Raw genomic sequence first — 25016 nt, forward strand, 5'->3', positions numbered from 1 at the left:
AATGAGATTAGCGGTTCCGAGAGGCACCGCTAATTTTCTGAATAGGCGGTGGCATTATGGAAGCAGCCTTTTTTGAGCTGAGTGGAATCAGCAAATACTTTGCAAAAGTAATTGCTAATAAAGAGGTTTCCTTTTCGATTCAAAGAGGCGAAGTCTTAGCTTTGTTAGGAGAAAACGGAGCGGGTAAAAGTACGATTATGAAAATCCTGTACGGACTTTATAAGGCTGACGAAGGGAAAATTTTCAAGGATGGGAAAGAGGTTAAAATACATTCCCCTAAGGAAGCAATGGAGCTTGGAATTTCTATGATACAACAGCATTTTTCCCTAGTGCCCGCTCACACTGTAACGGAAAATATTATTTTAGGCAATGTTCACGGAATCATAGAACAGAAGTTTTATCAAGGAGAAATCAAAAAGCTGGCGGAGCGTTATAACTTTGATGTTGATCCTAATGACTTTATCCGTGACTTGGCAGTAGGTGTTCAACAAAAAGTAGAAATTCTAAAAGCTTTATATCAAAAAGCAAATCTTTTAATTATGGATGAACCTACTGCAGTCCTAACTCCCCAAGAAGCTGAAAACCTTATGCACTTTGTAAGAGATTTTACCGCACAGGGTAATTCGGTTATTTTTATCACTCACAAGCTCAAAGAAGTAATGAGTGTCGCGGATCGGATTATTGTCATGCGGGCGGGAAAGGTTTGCGGTGATATAAAACGGGATGAGACGGATGAAATAGAGCTGTCCAAATTAATGATAGGCAAGGAGCTAAATGAGATAATCCAAGATGACCAGCAGATAAAGGTTGATCAGGAAGCACGGTTAGAAATAAACAATGTTACCGTTAAAGGAAAAACCAACGTTCCGTCCTTAAATAATATCTCTTTGACAGTGCACAAGGGGGAAATTCTTGGAATTGCAGGCGTCAGCGGGAATGGTCAGCAGGAACTATGTGAAGTAGTGTGTGGTGCTATTTTGCCAACAAGCGGAAGCATTCTCTTGGACGGGGAGGATATTACTGAAAGAGAAATCCGGGCAAGGATAGACTTGGGAATAGGTTATGTTCCTGCGGATAGAAGCAGGGATGGCATGATCATGGATATGTCAATTGCCGAGAATATGTTACTGAAAAGCAGTTATGACGGAAAATGGCAAAAACGCGGATTTATTGCTAAAGGAAGGCTTAATCAATACGCACTGCAGGAAATCCAGGAATACTCAATTAAGGCTCCTTCGCCGGAGACAATTGTCCATGGCTTATCAGGCGGCAACCAACAAAAAGTAATTTTGGCGCGGGAAGTTGATAATGGGGACAAGCTGATAGTTTTTGATCAGCCCACCAGAGGATTAGATCTAGGCGCGGTTAACCACATTCATCAAGTTATTCTAAATGAACGTGCTAAAGGAAAAAGTATTTTACTAGTATCTACTGAGCTTTCGGAGATTTTTGCCCTTTCTGATAGAATTGCTGTCTTGTACAAGGGAGAAATCCAAGGCATATTTAACCGCGCTGAGCTTACCACCGAAAAAATTGGTCTTTTAATGGCTGGATTTCGAGTAGAAGAGGTGAGCCAAGATGCATGCTAAGCTAAAAGATCTACTGATCACCAACATTCTAGCAATTGTTTTGGGGATCATTGCCAGCGGATTAATGCTCCTTTTTCTTGGTAAAAACCCCGTTAGCGCATATGCTGTACTCATAACGTCCGTAGTGCGTGACGGATATACTTTCGCTGATATATTTGTAAAAGCAACGCCGTTAATGTTTACGGCCTTAGCTTTTGCTTTTACCTACAAAGCTAATTTATATAATATCGGTGCCCAAGGGCAGTTTTACATTGGTGCGGTTATTGCAGCCGCCGGTTCCTTGTTTTTTCAGAACATCCTGCCTAGTGGGCTGGCGCTAATCATCACTTTGCTTCTTACGATTGTCGGCGGCGGCCTTTGGGGCGCATTTATTGGCTTTGTAAAGGCCAGGTATAATTCAAATGAATTTTTGGTTAGCATGATGTCGACCTATGTAGCATTGGCAATTATGAATTATCTGCTGCGAACTTTTTTAATGGAAACGAAAGGCGAATACCCTCAAACCGACGCGCTCGCAGCTTCCGTCTGGCTGCCTCGCATCATCCCAGGCACCAGGCTGCATATCGGTTTTGTTTTGGCAGTGCTAGCTTGTATTGGAGTTTGGATTCTGCTTTACAAGACTCCTTTGGGTTATCGCATCCGGGCCGTAGGTTATAATTCAAGGGCCGCAAGCATGTCAGGCATCAATGCAAAGAAACTCTATGTTCTGGCATTTTTTATCAGCGGAGCATTAGCCGGAGCTGCAGGATTTACCGAAGTCAATGGTGTACAACATATGTTGGTACAAGGCTTTAATTCCGATATCGGGGCAGCGGGCATTGGGATTGCGATTTTAGCCAATGGCAGCCCGATAGGCATAATTTTTGCTGCGACCTTATTTGGTGCGCTCAAGGTGGGCGGTACCATAATGGGGCAGATGTCAGGAATACCTTCAAGTATCATCGAATTGATGCAAGGTTTTGTGATGGTATTTGTAATTTTAGCCTATTTTGTGAGAACCCGTTTGGAAAATAACCGGGAAAAACGCAAATTACAGAAGGCGGCGGTATAATGATCAATTTGTTAAGTAGAACCATAATGATGGGGACGCCATTGCTTTTTGGGGCCATAGCAGAAGTAATAGCAGAAAGAGCAGGTGTGATGGTAACTGCCATTGAAGGTATCTTTTTAATGGGAGCCTGGGCCGGTTTTGTCGGAGGGTATTTAAGCGGCAGTTTGACCGTTGGATTTATATCTGCTATTCTTGCCGGTTTGTTGGTTGCCGCTTTGTATGGATGGATTTGCATTTATTTAAAGCAACATCAAGTTGTCACAGGAGTGGCAATGAATATTTTGACAGTGGGGCTTTCCGCATTCTTGTATCGGGTGATATTCGGAGTTCCAATAACTCCGCTAACCGTTAATCCGTTAGCAACCATTCCAATTCCACTGCTTTCGCAAATCCCGGTAATCGGGCAAATACTGTTCAATCAGAATATATTAACCTACGCGATCTATTTGCTGGCACCGCTGTCGTATTTCATGCTATATAAAACGTCTGTCGGTCTGACGATACGATCTGCGGGTGAGAATCCGGAAGCGGTAGATGTTGCAGGAATTAATGTGCTTACTGTTCGCTTTATTACAGTGCTTTTGGCAGGTGTTATGGGCGGGGTGGCCGGTGCTTTTTATTCGATTGGCTTTTTGGGCATGTTCAGTACAAACATTATTGGCGGACGCGGCTGGATCGCATTTGCTATTTGCTTTTTGGGAAATTGGAATCCAAAAGGAGCAGTTATCGGTACTCTGGCTTTCGGATTTGCCGAAGCAATCGCAATATATATGCAGTCTATAGGAAACAATGCGTTATTCCCAAATGAGTTGTTTATTGCTATCCCTTATATCATGACGATTATTTTAACCGTTTCCAGAAAATCATTTAGTGTACCTGCAAAACTGGGAGTTCCTTATATAAAAGAAAATTGATTAAAAAAATTCTAACCTAGGCTACGCGGCCTAGGTCGTATTTTAATTCCGGACTCATCACATCTCCCGAAAAGCCGGCCGGAATATTTCGCGCGCACAGAAGTCATCTCCAAAAGAGATGACTTCTTGTTGGTGGGGGGATTAGGAGAGACCGTATAAAAATTGAATCATGCTCTTGTGGTTGGAGAATTAGTATGGCACAATGATGACGCAGAAAGAATTTGCCGGGTATGTCGCAGAAACATTCCGGTTTTTGAAATGTTTTAACTATTTCAGTTTGTGATTAAAAGTATCCAAATGGATAGGTATTGACACTTTTCTTATATGGAGGTATCTACGATTGAATAAATTATATCCCTTAACCAATGCCCAGATGTCCATCTGGGTCGCCGATAATCTATATCCCGGGACGAGCCAGGCTGTTTCCTCGGCCACTGTGATTATCCGCGAAAAAATTGACTTTGCCCTCATGAACGAGGCCATTAACTTAGTCAGAGAACATAATGATGCACTTCGCATCAGATTAGTCAATCACAACGGCATGCCGCAGCAATACTTTGCCGAATTTGTGAAAAAATATTACGATATTCTGGATTTCAGCTATGAAAACGGTGAATCAGATTATGAAGCATGGGAGCGGAAAATGACGGAGACCCCATTTGCCATAATCGACTCCGACCTTTTTGACTTTGCCATGGCCAAATTAAGTGAGCAAAAAAGCATCTGTTACTTTAAATTTCATCATGCCATTACTGACGCCTGGGGAAATGTTGTGGTGATCGAAAAGACACTTAAAGAATACTGGCAACTCATAAATAATATCAAGACGGATCATTATGAGGAGCCATCCTTTATAGAACATATTAATGATGAACTGGAATACCTGGCCTCAGAACGGTTGCAAAAGCATAAGGAATTCTGGTCAGGTGTCTTTGACACCGTTCCTGAATTTATAAGCTTCACCGATCATAAAGGTTTTAAGAGCTTGGCCGGCAAAAGAAAAAGTTTTGTCCTGTCCCAGCCCTTGAGTTCGAAACTACAACGTTTTTGCGAGTCCAATAATGTCTCGCAGTTCAGTGTCTTTTATGCGCTTTTAGCTTTATACCTGGCAAAGAAAAGCAATAAAAAAGATATCGCAATTGAAACCCCGATTTTGAACCGCTCCGGCAAAAGAGAGAAGAACTCAGCGGGAATGTTTATGAATAATATTCCCACCAGAATCTATGTTGACTCAAGCCTGGATTTTCCGGCCTTTGTCAGGCACTCCTTCGGTGAACTAAAGAAGTTCATGAGGTACCAGCGCTATCCTCATAGTTATATCCTCAAGGATTTCCGGGAAAAGCATCAGTTCTCCGGAACGCTGGTGGATGTGACGCTTAATTACTGGAACGTCAAGATAGATTCCGTCATTGAATATGAGGGTGCCTGGAATTACCCTGGCGCACAGCCCAACTCGCTCTCGGTCGGTGTGAGTGACTGGGATGATACCGGTATACCGGTGTTGTATTATGACTACCTGCTCGAAGTCTTCCGTGAAGAAGACATAGATCAAATGCATCACAATCTGTGCGACCTGTTGGCAGACGCTCTGGACAACCCCGGCAAGAAGCTTTCGGAGCTGCAGATGGTGTCCCAGGACGAGTTACATAGGCTGTTCGTAGAGTTCAATCAGACAGAGCTGCCTTACGAGGCGAAGACCGTATCCGAGCTGTTTGAAGAACAGGTAATAAAGACGCCCAATCACACGGCCGTCGTCTTTGAAGATCAAAGCTTGACCTACCGTGAACTGAATGAGCGGGCTAATCAACTGGCCCGTTATCTCCATAGTCAAGGGGTAACACACAACTCAATTGTGGGACTGCTGGTAAACCGCTCGTTAGAAATGGTCATCGGGATTCTTGGGATTCTGAAGGCCGGGGCGGCTTATCTGCCTATGGATCCAGGGTACCCTGGCGAGAGAATCGCCTATATGCTCGACCAGAGCCATACAAGCCTCACGCTTACGGACAGGGATGACCCTGGAATAAGCACAGACAGAAATTGCCGGTTTTTCAATATTTCGCTGAGTAACTCATCAGTTTATGCTTCTGACCATGCTAGCTTAGATCCAAGGCATAAGGCTAATATAGATGACTTAGCCTATGTGATTTATACATCGGGGTCGACCGGCAAGCCCAAAGGGGTTATGGTTCATCACCGTGCCTTATGCAATTTTATTAATGGTATCGCCAGCCAAATTAATCTTGAGCATAAAACCATTGTATCCTTAACGACCGTTTCCTTTGATATTTTCTTTTTAGAAACTATCTTGCCTTTGGCTTTAGGAATGAAGGTTATTATTGCCAATGAGCAAGAACAAACCCTACCTAAATACCTCTTCGGCCTCATTGCTAAACACCAAGTTGAAGTGTTACAAACTACGCCATCAAGGATGAAACTCATATTAAATGAGCAAGAGAACGATAAAGGCCTAAACCGTTTATCCCACGTATTAATTGGTGGAGAAGAATTTCCGGCGTCATTATTACCTCGTCTCAAACAAGCTACCCGTGCCAAAATCTATAATCTATATGGACCTACTGAAACAACGGTATGGGCAACTATGAAAGAGCTTACCCAGTATGAAAACATAACAATCGGAAAACCGATCGCCAACACTCAAATCTATATATTAAATGGAGATCTTTCTCCCGTCGCGATTGGTTCGGTCGGAGAAATTTTCATCGCCGGGGATGGAGTCTCTTTGGGTTACTTGCATAACTCCCAATTAACCGAAGAACGCTTCTTGCCTAATCCATATAGACCCGGGCAAACCATGTACCGCACAGGGGATTTGGGACGATGGCTTGAAGACGGTGATATCGAATGCTTAGGCCGCAATGACAACCAGGTTAAAATCAGAGGTTTCCGGATTGAGCCGGAAGAAATCGAAGCTTGCCTCTTGGAACATCCTGGGGTTAAAGAGGCTGTCGTAGCGCTTAAAGAAGACAATACAGGTAAAAAACATCTATGTGCTTACTTAACCGGCGATTCCATGACAAGCAATGAAAGTTTGAGGTCCCATCTTTTGAAAACTTTGCCGAACTACATGGTTCCGGCTTGGTTTACTTGGCTCAAGACTATACCGCTGACGCCGAACGGGAAGATCGACCGCCGTGCTTTACCTGACCCCAGCTCAATGAATTACGAGCAGTTGACACAGACTTTTGTTGCTCCCAGAAATGATCGGGAACGGATACTCGCCAGGTTGTGGGCAGAAGCTCTTCAAAAGGAAAAGGTCGGAATAGATGACAGCCTCTTTGCAATGGGGGGAGATTCTTTAACAATCCTGGAAATCATGTCGGGAGCCTTATCTTATGAATGGAAACTCAATGCTCAGGATTTCTATGAATGCCCAACCATTAGGGAACTCTCTTCAAAAATTTCAGGGCGGCTCCTAGTTGATAAAGATAGAGCTCAAAAGGAATTAGAAGAAAAATATATTGCTAAAAGGGTGAGGCCAAAAGAAATTAGGATCGAGCCAGCCGGTACCGGTAATGTCCTGTTGACAGGTGCGACAGGCTTTTTAGGGATATACTTGCTCATGGAGTTATTGGTTCAAACGGATAACGACATCTACTGTTTGGTTAGGGGGGATGAGGCTGAAGAAAAATTGAATCAATCGCTGAGTTTTTATTTTCCCGAACTGCCATTACATCTCACAAATAGGATTATAACAGTCAAAGGGGATATCTCATCGATACGGTTTGGGTTAACTGAAAATGAATATGAAAACCTAGCCCAAAAAGTACAAACGGTCATTCACAGCGCCGCCCTGGTCAAGCATTATGGTGATTACAGTGAATTCGAGAAAATTAATGTCCAAGGGACTCTTGAAGTCATTCATTTTTGTTTGTTATACAATAAAAAATTAAACCATATTTCCACGATCAGCGTATCAGGGGATTTTGTGGTCAACGAGAATAAGCTCAAAGCAGTTTTTGAGGAAGAAGATTTTTATATTGGGCAGGATTACGAAAGCAATGTTTATGTCAGAAGTAAATTTGCTGCTGAGAATGAGATCTATAAAGCGGAAACAAAGGGATTAAGGGCAGCTGTCTTTCGAGTTGGTATTCTGACCGGTTGCTACCAAGACGGTAAATTTCAGCGTAACATTGAGCAAAATGCATTTTATCGCAGAATTAAATCCCTAGTGGCTTTAAGAACAATCCCGGAAAGCTTCTTCGATCAAAGCATAGAGTTTACACCCGTAGACTATTGTGCCAAAGGGATTGTAAATATAATAAGAGCCAACCAGACGAACGGTTTAGTATTTCATATGTTCAATCATCAAAAGATTAAGGCAATCGAACTTGTGAGTTTTTTAAAGGCATTGAACATACCAATTCAAACATTGCCTGACATTGAATTTAACGCTCATATTTCCCGGCTATCCCAAACCAAAGAAGGAAAGGATATGCTAATTGGTCTCGTATCAGATTTAAGCATTCATAAGAGCTTGAATTACAATAACTCTATTACTGTAGATTCAGCCTTTACCATCCAATATTTGAATCAGGTGGGTTTCGCTTGGCCGGAGATCGATGTGGATTATCTTTCAAAAATATTAAATTATATGCGTCAAGTTGGATTTATTGATCAGCTAGTCAGCTAATGGATTTTTAAGCCTTCTTTCCTATTGAAGTTTGAAAATCTGACGTGTAGTATATTGTTAGTATTGATTTGATAATGCAGACACTTGTCGAAAAAATAGCAATAACTACAAATGAAATCGTTTCAACTTTTTGGAAGGTTAGGTATAAGGAATGTCCTTAAAAAATAAACTATTTTCTTTTATTTTAATGGGTCATACGCCCGGAAAAATTCCTGATAATATACAAGATGAGTTTAACCATGAACTCATTAACATGAATTTTTACCGTTCTAAAAACATAAGTTTAGTAACGATATTTCTTTCAGTTATTTTAATCTTTATAGATATTATTTTTAGGCAAGAAGGTCTTTGGGCATCCTCCCCCGGGTATAAATATTTATTCTATACCCATGTTTCCATGGTAATTGTCCCTGTAATATTGGTTGTTTTAATAAACATAGATAAAAAGAGTCATTTTAAGCATACACGCAAGCCATTATTCTTTGTTATGGCGTTTGCTTATTTTATCACTTTGAATTCGACGTTTACTGCAATTATTGATCAGCGCATCCATGGTGAGATCACAGTCTTTGTAATTGGTGTCTATTTAATTGCGGTCATGAACCATTTTAAGCCCTTAACAAGCCTTGGAATTTATTTGATAAATTATTTGATCTTTATCATTGGTATCACAATAGTTCAAGAAAACCCTGCAATCTTAAGAGGGCATTATGCCAATGGCACAATACTTGTGGTCGTTGCCTGGTTTCTTTCTCTCATTCTTTATTACGCTAAAGTTAAGGACTTTCTAAGCAAGAAAATGATCGAACATCAGAAAGGAGAACTCGAATCAGCCAACCAACTGCTCAGAGCCACCAATCACAAACTCCAGGAATCACTGTCTGCGCTGGACGAATCTCAGAACATTATTTTTACACTCGCGCTTGCGCTTGAGTCAAAGGACCCTTATACACACGGGCATTCTGAGCGCGTAAGCAAATATGCTTTAGAGATTGCCCGGCACTTGAATTTAAGTGAATCAGATCAAATTAAGATCTACCAGGCGTCCATTTTACATGACATTGGCAAGATTGGTATTCCGGATTCGATATTGAAAAGCTCAAGCACTTTAACCATCGAAGAATGGTCAGTTATGAAATCCCACCCGGAGCGGGGGGAGGCTATTTGCTCCAAGTTAAACTTCGCCAAAGATATCTTGCCGATTATTCGACATCATCATGAACGCTACGACGGAGAAGGCTACCCGGACGGTTTGCGTGGAGAGCATATTCCTTTCCTCGCTCGTCTTATTAGTATTGCCGATACGGTCGATGCCATGACTTCCAGCCGCCCTTACCGCTCAGCAGGAACGTTTGAGCAAGTATTAGAAGAATTACAGCGGTGTGCAGGCACGCAATTTGATCCGTTTTTGGTACAAACCTTTATTTCTCTGTTTAGTACAAAGAAGAATAATCTGCTTGTACAAGAAAGATAAAAATTTCTTTAGCTAGGGAAGCAATAATTGGATTCGCAATCCAAAAGTCTTGTTATGGATCGCAGCTGTTCCGACGATGATTATCCTGCTTGTATGCATATCTGGAAGAGAATGAATGTCCGGTGGCATTGCTGCCGGTGCGGGCCGGGGCCTATAAACTCTATGATCCGGTACGCCGACGTTATCCGCTGAGGACTTTGAAAAAGCGAGTGAATTGTCAGACGACCAGCCTTGAAGTGCAATGCGAGCTGCAGTATTTGTTGTTTTAATTGCCGCCTTTGATGAAGTGAGCATTACCGGCGGGGAAACGTTGCTTTTACTTGGCCTGTGCGGCGACCGTGGCCATCGTCCAGGGCCAAGTCCCTTTGCGCAGAAGTTCTGTCAGCTCTTCAGCAGGCACGGGCCGGCAGACCAGGTAGCCCTGGAACTCATCACAGAGATGGGCTTTGAAAAACTCAAATTGTTCCTGGGTTTCTATGCCCTCGGCCAAGACTTTAAGCCCCAGGCTGTGGGCCAATTGAATAATGCCGATAACTACTTTGGCACCGCTGTCTTGGACGATGTCCGTGGTAAAGCTGCGGTCAATTTTCAGTTTGTCCACAGGCAAGCGGTGCATATAGCTAAAGGAAGAGTAACCGGTGCCGAAATCGTCGATGGCTACGGTTATACCCATCTTTTTGATCTCATTCAGAAGTTCGAGCGCCTGATCTTCATTCTCAAGCAGCATGCTTTCTGTGATTTCGAGTTCAAGGGCTGACGGCGTGACCTCGGTCTGGGCCAGAATGCCGGCTATGGTCTGGGCTAAGTCCGGCTCGTTGAACGAGACTTCATTCAGAGGGGGGGTTCCCCCCCTCTGAATGTTAGTCGAGTCCATACTGGACTTAACCGCCCTTTGGCACCCGCCGCCTATAGAGGCGGGGGACTTAGGGCGGGTTAGTCCAGTGTTAAATTGGCGGGCCGAGAGGTTTACCGCCACTTTGGGCACAGGCAGGTTCTCGCTTTGCCATAGCAGAATCTGACGGCACGCCGTTTCCAGAACCCAGCGCCCGATGGGCACGATCAAGCCGGTTTCCTCAGCCACCGGGATGAAAATGTCCGGAGGGACGATTTCCTGCCCCGGGGGCTGCCAGCGGATAAGCGCTTCCACTCCGGTTAGGTTCCCGTCTTGGAGATTGATCAGCGGCTGGTAATACAAAAGAAAATGCTTATTTTCCAAAGCCTGGCGCAAGTGGATTTCGAGTTCTAAACGCCTGGAAAAGCGGGCGTTAAGGTCAACGGTGAAAAAGCTGAAACTGCCGGGCCGGTTGGCTTTAGCGTGGTGCAGGGCAGTGTTGGCCCGCTGCAGCAGAGTCTCAGTGCTGCCGCCGTCGGTGGGATAAATGCTGATGCCGACGGTGGCGCTGATAAACAGCTCTTTGCCCTCAAGCTGAAAAGCCTGGGATAAGGCAGTAAGGACGTCGCCGGTGGTTCTGGCGATATCTCGTTCATTCTCAACCAGAGGGAGCAGAACCAGAAACTCATCCCCTCCCTGGCGGGCAAGAGTGGCTTCCCGCGGTAAGGCTTTAAGCAGGCGGCGGGAAATTTCTTGCAAGAGGATATCTCCTTGGCTATGTCCGAATGTATCGTTGATCAGTTTATAACGATCAAGGTTTAAGGCCAGGACGGCAACCAATTTCTGCTCGAGATGGCCTAAGGTAATAGCTTGAGTTAAATGTTCGCGGAAGAGAAGCAAATTGGGGAGTCCGGTCAAAGCGTCATGCTGTTGCTGATACACCAGCTGCTCTTCCGCTGCCACGCGTTCCCGGATGTCCCGGATGACCACGAGAATGTGAGTTCCTTCTTTCCCTGAGACAGCCCGGGCGCTTACTTCCACAGGAATCAGGTTGCCGTCTTGGTCGCGGTGGCGGGTTGTAAAAAGAATGGAACCTTCGGTTAATACTTTTGCCATTTGCGCCGGCCCTTCATCCAAGGTATCGGGATCCCGGAGATCCTGCATGCTCATCTTAACCAAGTCTGTGCGCTTAATCCCGTAAATCCGTTCCGCAGCAGCATTGGCTTCAACAATACGGCCGTCCGGGCGGATGGTAAACATAAGCTCATTGACTTGATCTGCGAGGAAACGCAGCCGGAAAAGGTGTTCTTGCTCCAAGGCATAGGCCAAGACCATGCGCATCTTCAGGGCAAAATTATGCAGTGACAGGCGGCAAGCAGGAGAGAAGCACTCCTCCGCCCTGCCGTAGAGCACAAGTACAAGTTTCACCGCATCTTCCTGCTCAAGGGGGAGGGCGAAAACCCACTTAAGCCGGTGCTCCGACAGAAACTCAGCCCAGGGAGCAAATAACGGATGTCCGGGAACGTAAAAGAGCTGCGGTTCCCCGGTGCGTATAGCCAATCCGACAGCCCCCTGGCCGAAAGGAGACTCATCCCAGCGCACTGTTAAAGCGCGGCCGCTTAATACCCCTCCTTGGGCGCACAGATCCACTGACCCATCCTCTTTTTTTATCCCCATCCAGGCTCCGGGATAGCCTAATTCTTCGACAAAATGCTCACAGATAAATTGGCAAATGACATTGAGCGGCTCGTTGGCCAGGAGCAAGCGGTCGATGCCGGAGAGAATCTCTTCCTGTAAAGTTAAACGCTTTTGCTCGGTGATTTCCATAAAGGTGCTTAGATATTGAAGCGCGCCGTTAGGTGCCGTCAGCCGGTCAGTATGAAGCAAAAACCAACGCTTAGGATGATTCGGATGCTCAAAACAGGCTTCCAGAGACCGGCTGCGTTCAACAGCGCTTGTCATGCGTGCGGGAAGAGCGGACCAGGAAAATGGTGTTCCGTCAGGCGTGCTTAATATTCCTTCCGGCCAGCCAGAGAGATTGTTCAGTGAGTTGCGGGGGTCTTCGAAGAACAAGTCGCAGAATGATTGATTCACTTGCACGGCCTGGCCTGTTTCATTTTGCAGCAAAAGTCCGGCGGAGATACCGTCATAAACCAGTTTCAGATAGGCATCGCGTTCAGTTATTTCTTGGAGGCGGCGGGCAGCTTCATCCTGGGCTGCAGCCAGTTCACTCGAAGCTGCTTCTAATTCCGCATGCGCATTTTCCAGGGAAAGGTACGCATCCTCCAGGTCTTGGAGATTTTTTTCGACAGAATCAGCTGCGGCGGTTATGCGGCGGGCTGTTTTATGGAGCAAAACATAAAGCAACAAGGCGCTGACAGCAACAAAAAACCAGCCCTTAAGCGTGATTAAATCCACATAAAGTTTGTGATCGGTAATAATGAGGGCGAGCAGACGGTTAGAGAAAAGAACCCACAGAACGCTGAGCAAAGTATAAATGAAGGTAATCGGCCAGGGGGACAAACGGGGTATTTTATCCTTGTCAGCAGGCTGCCTCCCAATCTTAGGCAAGCGGATAAAGTTCAAGATCCTTCAGTCCTCTCTAGCGAATATAATGACTGCTCAGTTACAATGTACCTACATAATTCGCGGAATCAGTCTTAATTCCTGCTAATTTCGCGGATGTTTGGCTGAGCATACGCAAATTAATAGGGAACATATTGTACACGCCCCAGGCGACAATATGTTCCATTTACATGGAACATATGTTCTGATAAAATGAGTATACTTAAAATATCACATTTCGGGAGAGGAAAGAAATGAGCGGGCAGCGCTATATCTTTCACATTGATGTCAATTCAGCCTACCTCTCATGGGAGGCCGCTTATCGGCTGCAGCAGGGCGAGGCGCTTGACCTTAGAACCGTGCCTTCGGTGGTTGGCGGGGATCAGGCTTCGCGCCATGGGATTGTGCTTGCCAAATCGATTCCGGCGAAGAAGTTCAATATTAAAACGGGTGAGACCCTCTTCTCCGCCAAAATGAAGTATCCCGGACTGCTGGTTGTTCCGCCTCATTACGAGCTGTATAGGCAGTGCAGCGAGGCCATGGTGACGATCTTGCAGGAATATAGTCCCCTGGTTCAGCGCTTTTCGGTCGATGAATGCTTTATCGATTTTTCCGGCATGGAATGGGTTGCGGGTGATCCAGTGGCCGCAGCCTATACCATCAAAGACCGGATTAAGGATGAGCTGGGCTTTACCGTCAATGTCGGGGTCTCCGTGAATAAACTCCTGGCTAAAATGGCTTCTGAGCTAAAAAAGCCGGATAAGGTGCATACCATTTTTCCGGAAGAAATTCCTCAGAAGATGTGGCCCCTCCCGGTGGAGGAACTGTTTATGGTGGGCCGGGCGACCTCGAAAAAGCTATATTCCCGAGGGATCCGAACCATTGGAGAGCTGGCCAAGGCTAATCCTGAATGGCTGAAGCTATTCCTTAAAAGTCACGGCCTGCTCATTTGGAACTATGCCAACGGTATCGACTACTCCCCAGTTCAGCCGCAGGGTGCGCTTGAAATGAAAGGAATAGGAAACTCCACCACGCTTTCATTTGACTTGGACGATAGGGAGAGTGCTCAGCGGGTGCTTCTATCCCTGGCTGAAACGGTGGGCACCCGTCTGCGCCAGGCCGGGATGCAGGGAAGAGTGGTTTCCGTAAGCTGCCGCACCCACGAGTTTTATGATTACTCTCATCAACGCAAACTCTTAAATCCTACAGATTGTACGAAAGAAATATGGGAAACCGCCTGTGAGCTTTTTGATGAGATGTGGCAAAATGAACCTTTAAGGCATATGGGCCTGCGGGTCACAGAATTCTCCCAAAATGATTTGATCCAGACCGCTCTGTTTACCAAAAGCTATGACAAGCAGCGCAAGCTCGACCGGACGCTGGATGCCATCCGGGTTAAGTACGGGCCGCACACCATTTACCGCTCTTCCTTTCTCCACTCCGGGCTGCGCGCCTTAACCGGCGGAGTCATAGAAAATGAGGAATACCCGCTGATGACCAGCCTGTTATGAAGTCAAGAGGTGACCGCGGATGAAAATATTAATGAAGCCGATTGAAATGATCGCCTGGTTTAATTGCGATGGCTTGCTGCGGCCGATCCGCTTCCGGGTCGACGGAGAGGTTATTAGAGTAGAGCAGGTATGTCATATTACGGAAGAAAAGCTGGCGGGAAACAAAATGAAAATCTATCGCTGCCAGAGTGAAATCGAAGGGCAGCTCAGGCCGTTTGAATTGAAGTATGAAGTCCAGACTTCCCGCTGGTTTTTATTCAAGATGTAGAACTATTTTTGTGGTATGCCTGGATACGGTATACCATTGACATTGGAAGAGAGCGGGTTTATGCTATGGTTAAGGAATAATCTTACAGAGAGAGGAGAGGTTCAAATGCTGAGACAGTTAAATGACAAGGATTTCCAGAGTTTTGTGACAGGCAGTTTTTATTCGGCCGTCGGCTTCTATCATCCTGGGGCGGAACATAAGGAGCAAATGTTGAAAGTCATGGAAGAGTTCGCTGAAGGACATGGGAATGTAGCCTCAGCCACCATGGATATCACGGGCCAGGAAACGGCAGGGGACTACGGAATCACGGAAGAGAACACCCCGATCATCGTGGTCTTTAAGCAGGGCAATCCGGTCAAAGCGGTAGTTGAGTTTTCTGTTGAAAATGTGGCCCATGCGATCGCACCCCCGGGGAAAAACATCACCCTTCAGTAGCATCAACTTATACTTGTAACAAGCCTTCATCTGCTGAAAAAGTTAGATGAAGGCTATTTCTTTTGTTCACTACTCACCCAATCATCCCCCTCTCAATACACTATAAAAGACTAAGGCGCACGCGTTGAACGAGACTTCATTCAGAGACGAAAGTGTCCAGTGGACACTTTCGCCGAAAGCGCTTAGCCCTTAACTTACGCTATTGCGCTGAAGGATGGATTCAACCCCCGCTGAATGTTAGTTCAGTGCGAAATAAGACATCGAGGGGGGAGGCTGGCCTGTGGTTGAGGTACATAACGTGAGCATGAAATACCATTCCCTGAATGGGGAAATAACCGCGCTTCAAAACATTAATTTTTCCGTGCAAGCGGGGGAATTTGTGAGTATTGTCGGTCCCAGCGGCTGCGGCAAATCCACCCTTTTATCCATTATTTCAGGGCTGCTGGCCCCAACCGGCGGCACCGTTTTGCTCGGTGGGGAAAAGGTGGCCGGGACTTCTTCCAAAATAGGGTACATGCTGCAGAAAGACCACTTGCTTGATTGGAGAACGATTTTTGAGAATGTCATGCTCGGTCCGGAAATTAGAAAAACAGTAACCGCGGAGGTCAAAGAAAGGGCTTTGCACCTGCTTCAGACCTATGGGCTGTATGAGTTTCGCCATAAGTACCCCGCTCAGCTCTCAGGCGGGATGAGGCAAAGAGTCGCCTTGATCCGGACCTTAATGACAAGTCCGGAAATTCTGCTTCTGGACGAGGCTTTCTCCGCTCTGGATTACCAGACACGTCTGGCCGTGAATGATGATATCTACGCCATTATCAAGCGGGAGAATAAAACAGCGATTCTGGTAACACATGATATTGCCGAAAGCATCAGTATGGCGGACCGGGTGATTGTCCTTTCCAAACGGCCGGGAACGGTCAAGCAAATCTACTCCCTCAGCTTGAGCATTGCCCCCCGGACCCCGTTAACCTCCCGGGAAGCGCCGGAGTTTCGTTATTATTTCCAAGAGATCTGGAAGGAGCTTGATGTCCATGTTGAAGCGTAAGGCGCGCAAGGCTATGGCCGAGACTTCTACCCTTATCTCCCCGGAGCACCAAGAATTTCTACGGCAGGTGCGCCTGGAAAAAACCCGGATCCGTTTTACCCAAGTTCTGATTCTGGTAATATCCTTCGGTTTATGGGAGATCTTTGCCCGGGCTAATATCGTTGATTCCTTTATCACAAGCCAGCCGACGCGGGTGCTTAAAACCATTTTTTCCTTGTACGAAGAGGGAGTTTTATTTCACCACATTGGCATTACCTGCCTTGAAACAGTGATAGGCTTTGTGCTTGGAACCCTCTTGGGGACGGTTATTGCGATTATTTTATGGTGGTCGGAATTTCTGTCCAAAGTGCTGGAACCTTATTTAGTTGTACTCAACAGCCTGCCCAAGATTGCCCTGGGGCCGGTATTTATCGTGTGGATCGGGGCCGGGCCCGCCGCAATCATCGTCATGACCCTGGCAATTTCCCTGATTGTGACGGTGTTGGAGGTGTTAAACGGATTTCTCTCAATCGACAAGGAGAAGATCAAGCTGGTGCAAACCTTCGGCGGCACCAAGTTTCAAGTGCTCACCAAAGTGCTGCTTCCGGCCTCTTTTCCGACGATTATCAATGCCCTGAAGATCAATGTCGGACTGTCTTGGGTCGGGGTGATCGTAGGCGAATTCCTGGTATCTAAAGCAGGTTTAGGATACCTCATTGTTTACGGGGGGCAGGTATTTAAGCTGGACCTGGTCATGACAAGTGTCATTATTCTGGGTGTGGCAGCGGCCTTAATGTACCAGGGGGTGGTTTATCTTGAAAAGGTGCTTGTGAAGAATAAGTAACCACGCAGGAGACAGGAGACAGGAGATAGGAGTCAGGAGATAGGAGACAGGAGTCAGACTTCCATGCTGCTACGCAGCACCACTGATGAATGTAACAGGCAAGCCACCTTGCGGAGCGAACCGTAGAGCAGAGGAGCGTCGTGAGCGCAGTCGACGAAGCGTGAAGCCGCGCCACGGTTCACTCCAGGTATTACCCAAAGGTTTGGCGCGGTAGCGAGTCGACAAGCGAGCAGCTCCGGCGCGTGGTGAGCGGGCAAGGTAGCTTGCCGGCATGTTACAGGGCAGGAGTGAGGAGACAGGAGTCAGGAATCAGGAGACGGGAGACGGAAACAGAAGCTAATGTTATTCTGAATACTGACTTCTGAATTCTGAGTACTGATTGAGTACTGACTACTGAATTCTGAATACTGATTGAGTACTGACTCCTGAATTCTGACTCCTTACTTCAGGAAGAAGAGGAGGAATACTTAGTATGAAACGGATGATGCCTGTACTTATGGCCCTGGTGTTAGCGCTTTCTCTTGTACTCTCAGGTTGCGGCACTCAGGGTGAACAGCTGACCAAGGTGAAGCTGTCGGAAGTGACGCATTCCATTTTCTATGCCCCGCAGTATGTGGCTTTAACTCAAGGATTCTTTAAAGAAGAAGGGCTTGAAGTCGAGCTTAGCAACGGACAGGGAGCAGACAAAGTGATGACCGCAGTCTTGTCCGGGCAGGTAGACATCGGGTTTGCCGGGCCGGAAGCCAGTGTCTACGTTTTTAACGAAGGGAAAGAGGATTACAGTGTGGTCTTCGCCCAGCTTACCAATGGCGACGGAACGTTCCTGATGGGAAGGGAGCCGGACCCTGATTTCAAATGGAGCGGCCTCAAAGGCAAGAGCATTATTGGCGGCCGCAAAGGCGGCATGCCGGCCATCGTCCTCCAATATGTCCTAAAGAAATCGGGCTTAACGGTGGGCAAAGATGTTGAGATTGATACGACCATGCAATTTGCGGCCATGCCGGGTGCGTTTATGGGCGGAAAAGGGGATTACGTCATTATTTTTGAACCCACCGCTTCGAGTATGGAGCAAGAGGGCAAAGCCTACATTGTCGCTTCCTTAGGCAAAGAAAGCGGAGAAGTTCCCTACACGGCTTATTTCACCAAAAAAAGCACGATCGAACAAAATCCGCAGCTGATTCAGAAGTTTACCAACGCCATTTACAAAGGGCAGCGCTGGGTGGATTCCCATTCTCCTGAAGAAATTGCCAAGGCCATAAAACCGCATTTCGCCAACGACAGTGATGAGCTTTTAATTAGTGCAATTAAGCGCTACAAAGAACAGAATACTTGGAAGAAGGACCCGATTCTTAAGGAAAAAGACTTTTACCTTTTGCAAGATATTATAAAAGATGCGGGAGAGCTCAGTAAAATTGCCCCTTATGATAAAGTGGTCACCACGGAGTTCGCGCAAAAGGCACTCAAAAACGTGAAGTAAGTAAGAAAACGCTCAGTAGTTTCCCAGAATACAATGCCCCTAACCCCGCCTCCGGGAAAAACATTGGAGCGGGGTGCGGGGCCTTTTCTAATTAATCCGATGGCTAACCGCCACTAAACTCCCACTTCTTAAGTACAAGAGCATCCAGTGGATGCTTTTGCCGAACCGCAAACTCCACAGAACGACTTTTGCGGTGAGGATGAGTTTAGTGGCGCTAAGCCCCTGGATAAGTTCAACTAAACTTCAGATGGGGTTAAAACCCCATCTGAAGCAAGTCTCCTTTATAAGATTTAGAAACAAAGCGGTTTTTCGGGAAAAAATAGTTGTCATAATTACGAATAAAGTTATACTATTGGTGTAGTCTTTTTCTAAAGTTATCACAGAATTCCCGCCAAAGGGTATATGAAAATTGGCCGTATCTAGAAATAAGATGGCATAATGGGGGAGAATAAGAAATGGCAGAAGCAGAGGGAATATTGCAGTCAGACAAGGTGCATTTTAACCTGCCGGTGGCTGAATTAGTCGAGGCGTCTTTAGAGCGGCGGGAAGGTGTATTGACATCGTCCAAAGCTTTAAGTGTTAAAACCGGGATTTATACCGGCCGTTCGCCGAAAGACAAATTCATTGTGGATGAACCGGAAATTCATGACCAAATCAATTGGGGCAGTATCAACCGCCCGCTTTCCAAAGAAAAGTTCGAATCCCTTTACGCACAGGTAAAGGATTATCTAAAGGGACGAGAGCTTTTTGTATTTGATGGTTTTGCCGGAGCGGATCAGAATTACCGTCTTCCAATCCGGGTGATTAATGAATATGCTTGGCAGAACCTTTTTGTCCATCAGATGTTTATCCGTCCCACTGCGGAAGAGTTGGCTTCCCATCAGCCCGGATTTACCGTGATAGCAGCTCCGGGATTCAAGGCGGACCCGAAAACGGATGGAACAAATTCTGAGGCCTTCATTATCTGCTCTTTTGCCCGGAGGGTTATTATAATCGGCGGAACCCAGTATGCCGGGGAAATGAAAAAATCCATCTTCAGTGTCCTAAATTACCTTCTTCCTCAAGAAGATGTGTTTCCGATGCATTGCTCTGCCAACACTGACCAGGAAGGGCAAGTGGCTCTCTTCTTCGGCCTGTCCGGCACCGGCAAAACGACGCTTTCCGCAGACCCGGAGCGCAGCCTAATCGGAGATGACGAACATGGCTGGTCCAAGGAAGGGGTTTTTAACTTCGAAGGGGGATGCTACGCCAAGTGCCTGGGCCTGACCGAAGAGAAAGAACCCCAGATTTGGAATGCGATCCGGTACGGCTCCGTGCTTGAGAATGTCGTGCTGGAGCCGGAGGGCCGCACGCCTGACTATATGGACAGTTCTTTAACGGAGAATACGCGGGCGGCGTACCCGATTGACCATATTCCGGGGGCTTTGATTCCGGGAGTGGCCGGTCATCCCAAGGTGATCGTGTTTTTGACTGCGGATGCTTTTGGGGTGCTGCCGCCGTTTGCCAAGCTTACTAAAGAACAAGCCATGTATCATTTTCTTTCCGGATACACTTCCAAGCTTGCAGGGACGGAACGCGGAATTAAGGAACCGGAGGCAACCTTTTCTGCCTGTTTCGGGGCGCCGTTTCTTCCGCTGGCCCCCAGCGTATATGCTGAAATGTTAGGAGCCAGAATCGCTGCATTTAACGCTAAAGTATATTTGGTCAACACCGGTTGGTCCGGCGGTCCATATGGTGTGGGCCAACGTATAAACCTGAAGTATACGAGAGCCATGATTACTGCTGCGCTTAATGGCACGGTGGAGCAGGAGGACTTCACGCCTGATCCGGTCTTTGGGGTTTTGGTGCCGAATCATATTGAAGGGGTTCCGGATGAGATTTTAACCCAGCGCAACACTTGGGAGAACCAAGCGGAATATGATGTGACGGCCTTGGATTTGGCAACAAGATTCGCCAAGAATTTTGAGAGGTTCGAAAATATACCCGAGGAGATAAGGCTGGCAGGACCGAAATTACAACATATCGATTGAAAAAACGAAGGAACATTTTCTATGGAAAATTTCACAAAAAAGTGTTTATTTTTGGATGAGCATTTGATAGAATAACATCATCGAGAGAAAAGCCATTTGGTTTTTAATAAACAAGTGGTATACCGGATGCCGTATACTGACTACTGACTACTGACCAGGGGGTGTTCCCGGCTTGAAAAACCAACTCACTCCAATCAAACTTGACGACTTTGGGCCCATCAGGGAAACGGTTTTCTCTACTTTGCGCAATGCAATTTTGGATGGTAAGTTGAGACCCGGGGAACGCCTGGTAGAACGCGATATCGCTGAAAAGCTTGGCATTAGCCGTACACCCATACGGGAGGCCATTCGCAAGCTCGAACTGGAACGGCTGGTTGTGCATATCCCGCGCAAAGGGGTGGTGGTCGCAGGATTTACCAAGGAAGAGGTCATGGAGATTCTGGCGATCCGCAGCGTGCTTGAAGGCCTGATTTGCCGCATCGCGGCCGAGAAGATTGAAGATAAAGAAGTGGAACGGCTGGAATACCTTTTAGAGCAAATTAATCAGGAACACTTAAAGGGAAATGTTAAAAAGGTGAACACCCTGCACGATAAATTTCACGATACGATTTACCGGTCAGCGGATAGCCCGCGTCTCTACGACTTGATCAGTACCTTAGGAGAATATATAAGAAAGTTCGCTCAGATTGGGTACACCAAACCCGGGCGCACGGAGAAGGCAATTATTGAGCACCGGGAAATGCTGAATTCCTTGCGTAAGCGTGATCCGAAAGAAGCCGAGAGAACAGCGATCAAACACGTCGAAAATTCACGGGACGCCTACCTTGAAACCTACATGACCCATCATTTTAAAGAAGAATAGCTGTTAAGGTAAAAATATAACAGGCATAGCTTGGCAAAACGGGAATATAGTTTTAGAAGGATTAGAACTTATGGCAGCGTAAATAGAACCGGTCAAGCTGAGCAGGAGTTATATGCAAGAATTCTGCCAGTTCCTCATGGTTGAGCGCCAGGGCTAACCCATCGGCCAATAACTTGCAATCAAACCCGTATTTTAGTTCAAATTTCCTGGATGCGCGGTAGCCCTTCGGACTTAATGGGATCATAACACCAGCTCCTTCGGGAAACAGTATTCCCCAAAAAGTATTCAAATATCTTCAGCCAAGAGAAGACAAGAAGATAAAAAGCAAAAGATAATAAGATAATAAGATAAAAAGCAAGAAGATAAGAAGATAAAAGTCAATAGCTGAGTGATTAGGGGAAAAAGTCAGAATCTTATGTCGAATCTTGATGTAATTATTTGTAAAATTGTTGAAGGATTTTCTAAAGCAATCTAGAACTTCTTTATACGTCAATAGATGCCTTGTTATACCGGCATCTATTATATCACGACAATATGGCATACCGTATACCAAAGGCATTGGGGCAATTCCTACTCCGTGATCTGGAGCCATAGATATAATGGTATCCTGTATACCAAATCAGAGGGGGTGGGCCTTCTGACAGAAGAAAACCAAATTGAACTAACCGTAAAAGAAGGTTTAGTCGAAGATGCGCGCAAAGGGGTCGTGCGTCTTAATAAGGGACATATGGATTTATTAGGCCTTAATTCCGGGGATGCCGCCTTGCTTAAGGGGAAGAAAGCCACAGCAGTCAAAGTGTTGGCTGCTTACGGGGATGTCTACGGAGAGCAAATTATTCAGATGGATGGCATGCTTCGGCGAAACGCGGGTGTCAGCCTTAATGAAAAAGTAACTGTTTCCAAAGCGGAAAGCAAGAAAGCCAAAAAAGTGGTGCTCGCCCCGCTCGAGAACTTTTCGGAGTGGCGCCAAGAGGATGAGCAGGAAATTCTCAAGGTGCTGAAAGGAGTACCGCTGCTCATTGATGATGAACTATCCCTGGTTTTTTTCGGGCAGCAGGAAAAAGGCTTTCGCGTTCTGGGTACGGCCCCGGGAGGTCCGGTCGTGGTGACAGCCGAGACGGAGATTCATATTTCCGTGCCTGAGATCAGCGGCGTCAGTAAGGGAAGAATCACCTACGAGGATATCGGCGGGTTGAACCGCCAGGTACAAAAGATCCGGGAGATTCTGGAATTGCCTTTGAAATTTCCGGAGGTTTTCCGGAAGCTGGGAATTGAGGCTCCAAAAGGAATGCTTCTCTACGGTGCCCCCGGTACGGGTAAAACGCTTATTGCCCGGGCGGTCGCGGCTGAAACGAAAGCCCATTTCATTCATGTCAACGGCCCGGAAATCATGCATAAATTCTACGGCGAGAGTGAAGCCAAGCTGCGGGAAGTTTTTACCGAGGCCAAACGCCATGCTCCCAGCATCATTTTCCTTGATGAATTGGATGCCGTGGCTCCCAAGCGTTCAGACGTTCACGGGGAAGTAGAAAAACGGGTGGTTGCCCAACTGCTGGCACTCATGGATGGGCTGGAAAACAGGGGCCAGGTCATCGTGATTGGAGCGACCAATATCCCGGGCGCTCTGGATACCGCCTTGAGACGGCCGGGCCGCTTTGACCGGGAGATTGCGATCCTGCCTCCGGACAAAGAAGGACGCCTGCAGATTCTTAAGATCCATACCCGAAGCATGCCTTTGGCAGCGGATGTGGACTTGGTGCATTTAGCCCAGATTACATACGGCTACGTTGGCGCCGACCTGGCAGCCCTGGCTAAAGAGGCCGGGATGACCGCCCTCAGAAAAGTATTGGCTGCGGGGGATTATGACCGTGCCCTACCGGTATTCGAAGTGACGATGGACGACTTCAACGCGGCCTTGCGTGAGGTTGAACCGTCTGCGACCAGGGAGTTCTATTCCGAGATTCCGGATATCAGCCTCGATCAAGTCGGAGGTTTGGCTGAGATTAAGGAAAAGTTGAAACTTTTATTAGAACTGCCGCTGCATAATCCGGAGCTTTGTCAGGAGTACCATTTTACCCCGCCCCGCGGCATCTTGCTTACCGGTGCCTCCGGAACCGGAAAAACTCTATTGGCCCGGGCTATGGGAAGAGCCACGAAAATTAATTTTATTTCGGTTAATGGGCCCACCCTTTTATCGCGTCGGCTCGGCGAAGCAGAAAAGGCGCTCCACGATCTCTTTGTTAAAGCCAGGCAAACCGCACCCTGCATTCTCTTCTTTGATGAACTGGACGGCCTGGTGCGTTCCCGGGCAGAGGGCAACAATGGCCTCTCAGAACGGCTGATCAGCCAGTTGGTTTTAGAATTCGACGGCTTGGATCAAGTGGAAGGGGTGACGGTATTAGCGGCAAGCAACCGTCCGGAGCTGCTTGATCCGGTACTCTTCCGTGCGGGCCGGTTTGAGTACATTCTGGATTTACCCTTGCCCAAGGGCAATGAAAGAGAGGAAATTCTTAAGATTCATACCACCGGACTTCCGCTTGAACCGGATCTGGATTTTAAAGAGCTGGCACAACGCACGAAAGGAATGAGCGGGGCAGAATTGGCTACCTTGTGCCACAAGGCATCATTCATTGCCTTACGGCAATCGATGGGACAGGGCACGAGGGTCAAGATAAATCAACTAATTTTCAACCAAGTCCTGACGGAAACCAGCCCCCAGGGCGAGCTTGAAGGAGGTGAACCAAAGAAGATCGGGAGGAAAACACTCGAAGCGCTAAGGTAATTTTGGAGAGGAGGCAAAAATGGTGTCAAGCAACAAATTGTTTGAAGAGCCCGGCCTAAAACAAATCACAGTTTGGGCCCGGGGAGTTTATGAGAACAAGGAAGCCCGTGACGTCGTGGTCGCCTTGACTGAAGCTGCAGCCAAGGAAGGGAAGTATGTTCAAGCTTGGGAAAACTATGTTGACTTGCCTGACCGGATTTATGTTCCGGTTCGCGCCTACGGAAAAATCAGCGATCAACCGATTGAGTCGAAGTATGTGTACGAAAATGAAACTCCGGATATTGTAGTTCTTACCGAAGAGACCCTGGTCAAAGGGGTTGACATCCTGGCAGGGATCCGGCCTGGAGCCGTTCTGGTTGTGAATACAAAGAGACCCCCTGAGTATCTGTTCAAATTCCTTAAAAAAGGAACAGAAAATCTGAAATCTATCATCACGGTGGATGCTTCAAGCTTAGCCAAGTCGATCATTACCCTTTCCGGTGCCGAGGGCGCTACTGATGCTTCAGGTATCGGAAAAGGACTAGGTGCGCCTCTGGCAGCAGCAGTGGTTAAAGCGACGGGAATCGTAGAGTTTGAGAATCTGCTCAAGATCGTAGCCAACAAACAGGCTGCCAAGAGTGCGTATGAGAAAGCCCAGGTTGCGGAAGTCAAAACATTGGTCAATGCCGGCTAGGCAGAAACGAAATATTTTTCAGGAGGTGCAA

The 25016-nt window shown here is 46.8% G+C and carries 18 protein-coding genes; 16 read left to right on the plus strand and 2 right to left on the minus strand.

Going from position 1 to position 25016, the window contains the following annotated elements; genetic code table 11:
- Nucleotides 1-56: 56 nt before the first annotated feature.
- The 6 genes from J0X21_RS14735 (at nucleotide 57) to J0X21_RS14760 (ending at nucleotide 9951) form a co-directional block, all read left to right on the plus strand.
- Entirely contained in the window at nucleotides 57-1589 is a 1533-nt protein-coding gene (locus tag J0X21_RS14735; protein WP_206812974.1) for an ABC transporter ATP-binding protein, read from the plus strand.
- Entirely contained in the window at nucleotides 1579-2640 is a 1062-nt protein-coding gene (locus J0X21_RS14740) for an ABC transporter permease (RefSeq protein WP_206812975.1), read from the plus strand. The genes J0X21_RS14735 and J0X21_RS14740 overlap by 11 nt, the downstream gene beginning before the upstream one ends.
- Nucleotides 2640-3554 (plus strand): ABC transporter permease, encoded by a 915-nt coding sequence (locus tag J0X21_RS14745; protein ID WP_206812976.1) that lies wholly within the window; start codon nucleotides 2640-2642, stop codon nucleotides 3552-3554. Before J0X21_RS14740 ends, J0X21_RS14745 begins: the two co-directional genes overlap by 1 nt.
- A 340-nt stretch (nucleotides 3555-3894) precedes the next feature.
- Entirely contained in the window at nucleotides 3895-8208 is a 4314-nt protein-coding gene (locus J0X21_RS14750; RefSeq protein WP_206812977.1) for a non-ribosomal peptide synthetase, read from the plus strand.
- A gap of 151 nt (nucleotides 8209-8359) precedes the next feature.
- Entirely contained in the window at nucleotides 8360-9682 is a 1323-nt protein-coding gene (locus tag J0X21_RS14755) for an HD-GYP domain-containing protein (protein ID WP_236006290.1), read from the plus strand.
- An 89-nt stretch (nucleotides 9683-9771) separates the two neighbouring features.
- Nucleotides 9772-9951, plus strand: a complete 180-nt coding sequence (locus tag J0X21_RS14760) for a hypothetical protein (RefSeq protein ID WP_206812978.1) — start codon at nucleotides 9772-9774, stop codon at nucleotides 9949-9951.
- A gap of 47 nt (nucleotides 9952-9998) precedes the next feature.
- Here J0X21_RS14760 and J0X21_RS14765 read toward each other — a convergent pair whose 3' ends face one another.
- Nucleotides 9999-13100, minus strand: coding sequence for a sensor domain-containing protein (locus tag J0X21_RS14765; RefSeq protein WP_206812979.1), 3102 nt, complete (start codon nucleotides 13098-13100; stop codon nucleotides 9999-10001).
- A 233-nt stretch (nucleotides 13101-13333) separates the two neighbouring features.
- Between J0X21_RS14765 and J0X21_RS14770 the strand changes: the two genes are divergently transcribed.
- The 8 genes from J0X21_RS14770 to J0X21_RS14805 all read left to right on the plus strand — a co-directional run bounded on the left by J0X21_RS14770 (nucleotide 13334) and on the right by J0X21_RS14805 (nucleotide 21530).
- Nucleotides 13334-14590: a DNA polymerase Y family protein gene (locus tag J0X21_RS14770; RefSeq protein ID WP_206812980.1), complete on the plus strand. Its 1257-nt coding sequence runs from the start codon at nucleotides 13334-13336 to the stop codon at nucleotides 14588-14590.
- Nucleotides 14591-14609: 19 nt separating this feature from the next.
- Nucleotides 14610-14858 carry a hypothetical protein gene (locus tag J0X21_RS14775; RefSeq protein WP_206812981.1) on the plus strand — a complete coding sequence of 83 codons (249 nt, stop codon included), beginning with the start codon at nucleotides 14610-14612 and terminating at the stop codon, nucleotides 14856-14858.
- A 105-nt stretch (nucleotides 14859-14963) separates the two neighbouring features.
- The gene (locus J0X21_RS14780) at nucleotides 14964-15293 is read left to right on the plus strand and encodes a thioredoxin family protein (protein ID WP_206812982.1); all 330 of its coding nucleotides are present in this window, start codon (nucleotides 14964-14966) and stop codon (nucleotides 15291-15293) included.
- A gap of 304 nt (nucleotides 15294-15597) precedes the next feature.
- Entirely contained in the window at nucleotides 15598-16338 is a 741-nt protein-coding gene (locus J0X21_RS14785) for an ABC transporter ATP-binding protein (protein ID WP_206813004.1), read from the plus strand.
- The gene (locus tag J0X21_RS14790) at nucleotides 16325-17161 is read left to right on the plus strand and encodes an ABC transporter permease (protein ID WP_407947657.1); all 837 of its coding nucleotides are present in this window, start codon (nucleotides 16325-16327) and stop codon (nucleotides 17159-17161) included. The genes J0X21_RS14785 and J0X21_RS14790 overlap by 14 nt, the downstream gene beginning before the upstream one ends.
- 472 nt (nucleotides 17162-17633) lie before the next feature.
- Complete coding sequence (locus J0X21_RS14795) at nucleotides 17634-18638, plus strand: ABC transporter substrate-binding protein (RefSeq protein WP_206812983.1); 1005 nt, start codon at nucleotides 17634-17636, stop codon at nucleotides 18636-18638.
- 455 nt (nucleotides 18639-19093) lie between these two features.
- Complete coding sequence (gene pckA, locus J0X21_RS14800) at nucleotides 19094-20668, plus strand: phosphoenolpyruvate carboxykinase (ATP) (RefSeq protein WP_206812984.1); 1575 nt, start codon at nucleotides 19094-19096, stop codon at nucleotides 20666-20668.
- A gap of 172 nt (nucleotides 20669-20840) precedes the next feature.
- Nucleotides 20841-21530 (plus strand): GntR family transcriptional regulator, encoded by a 690-nt coding sequence (locus tag J0X21_RS14805; RefSeq protein WP_206812985.1) that lies wholly within the window; start codon nucleotides 20841-20843, stop codon nucleotides 21528-21530.
- Nucleotides 21531-21591: 61 nt separating this feature from the next.
- On the opposite strand, the gene J0X21_RS14810 is transcribed toward J0X21_RS14805, so the two are convergent.
- The gene (locus J0X21_RS14810) at nucleotides 21592-21774 is read right to left on the minus strand and encodes a hypothetical protein (RefSeq protein WP_206812986.1); all 183 of its coding nucleotides are present in this window, start codon (nucleotides 21772-21774) and stop codon (nucleotides 21592-21594) included.
- A gap of 384 nt (nucleotides 21775-22158) precedes the next feature.
- Here J0X21_RS14810 and J0X21_RS14815 point away from each other — a divergent pair, with 384 nt between their 5' ends.
- Both J0X21_RS14815 and J0X21_RS14820 read left to right on the plus strand, forming a co-directional pair.
- A complete protein-coding gene (locus tag J0X21_RS14815) occupies nucleotides 22159-24312 on the plus strand; it encodes an AAA family ATPase (RefSeq protein WP_328813023.1) in 2154 nt (717 codons plus the stop codon).
- A 22-nt stretch (nucleotides 24313-24334) separates the two neighbouring features.
- Nucleotides 24335-24985, plus strand: coding sequence for an oxalate oxidoreductase subunit delta (locus J0X21_RS14820; RefSeq protein ID WP_328813025.1), 651 nt, complete (start codon nucleotides 24335-24337; stop codon nucleotides 24983-24985).
- The last annotated feature ends 31 nt before the right edge of the window (nucleotides 24986-25016 follow it).

The organism is Paradesulfitobacterium ferrireducens (assembly GCF_017310645.1).
GTDB lineage: Bacteria > Bacillota > Desulfitobacteriia > Desulfitobacteriales > Desulfitobacteriaceae > Paradesulfitobacterium > Paradesulfitobacterium ferrireducens.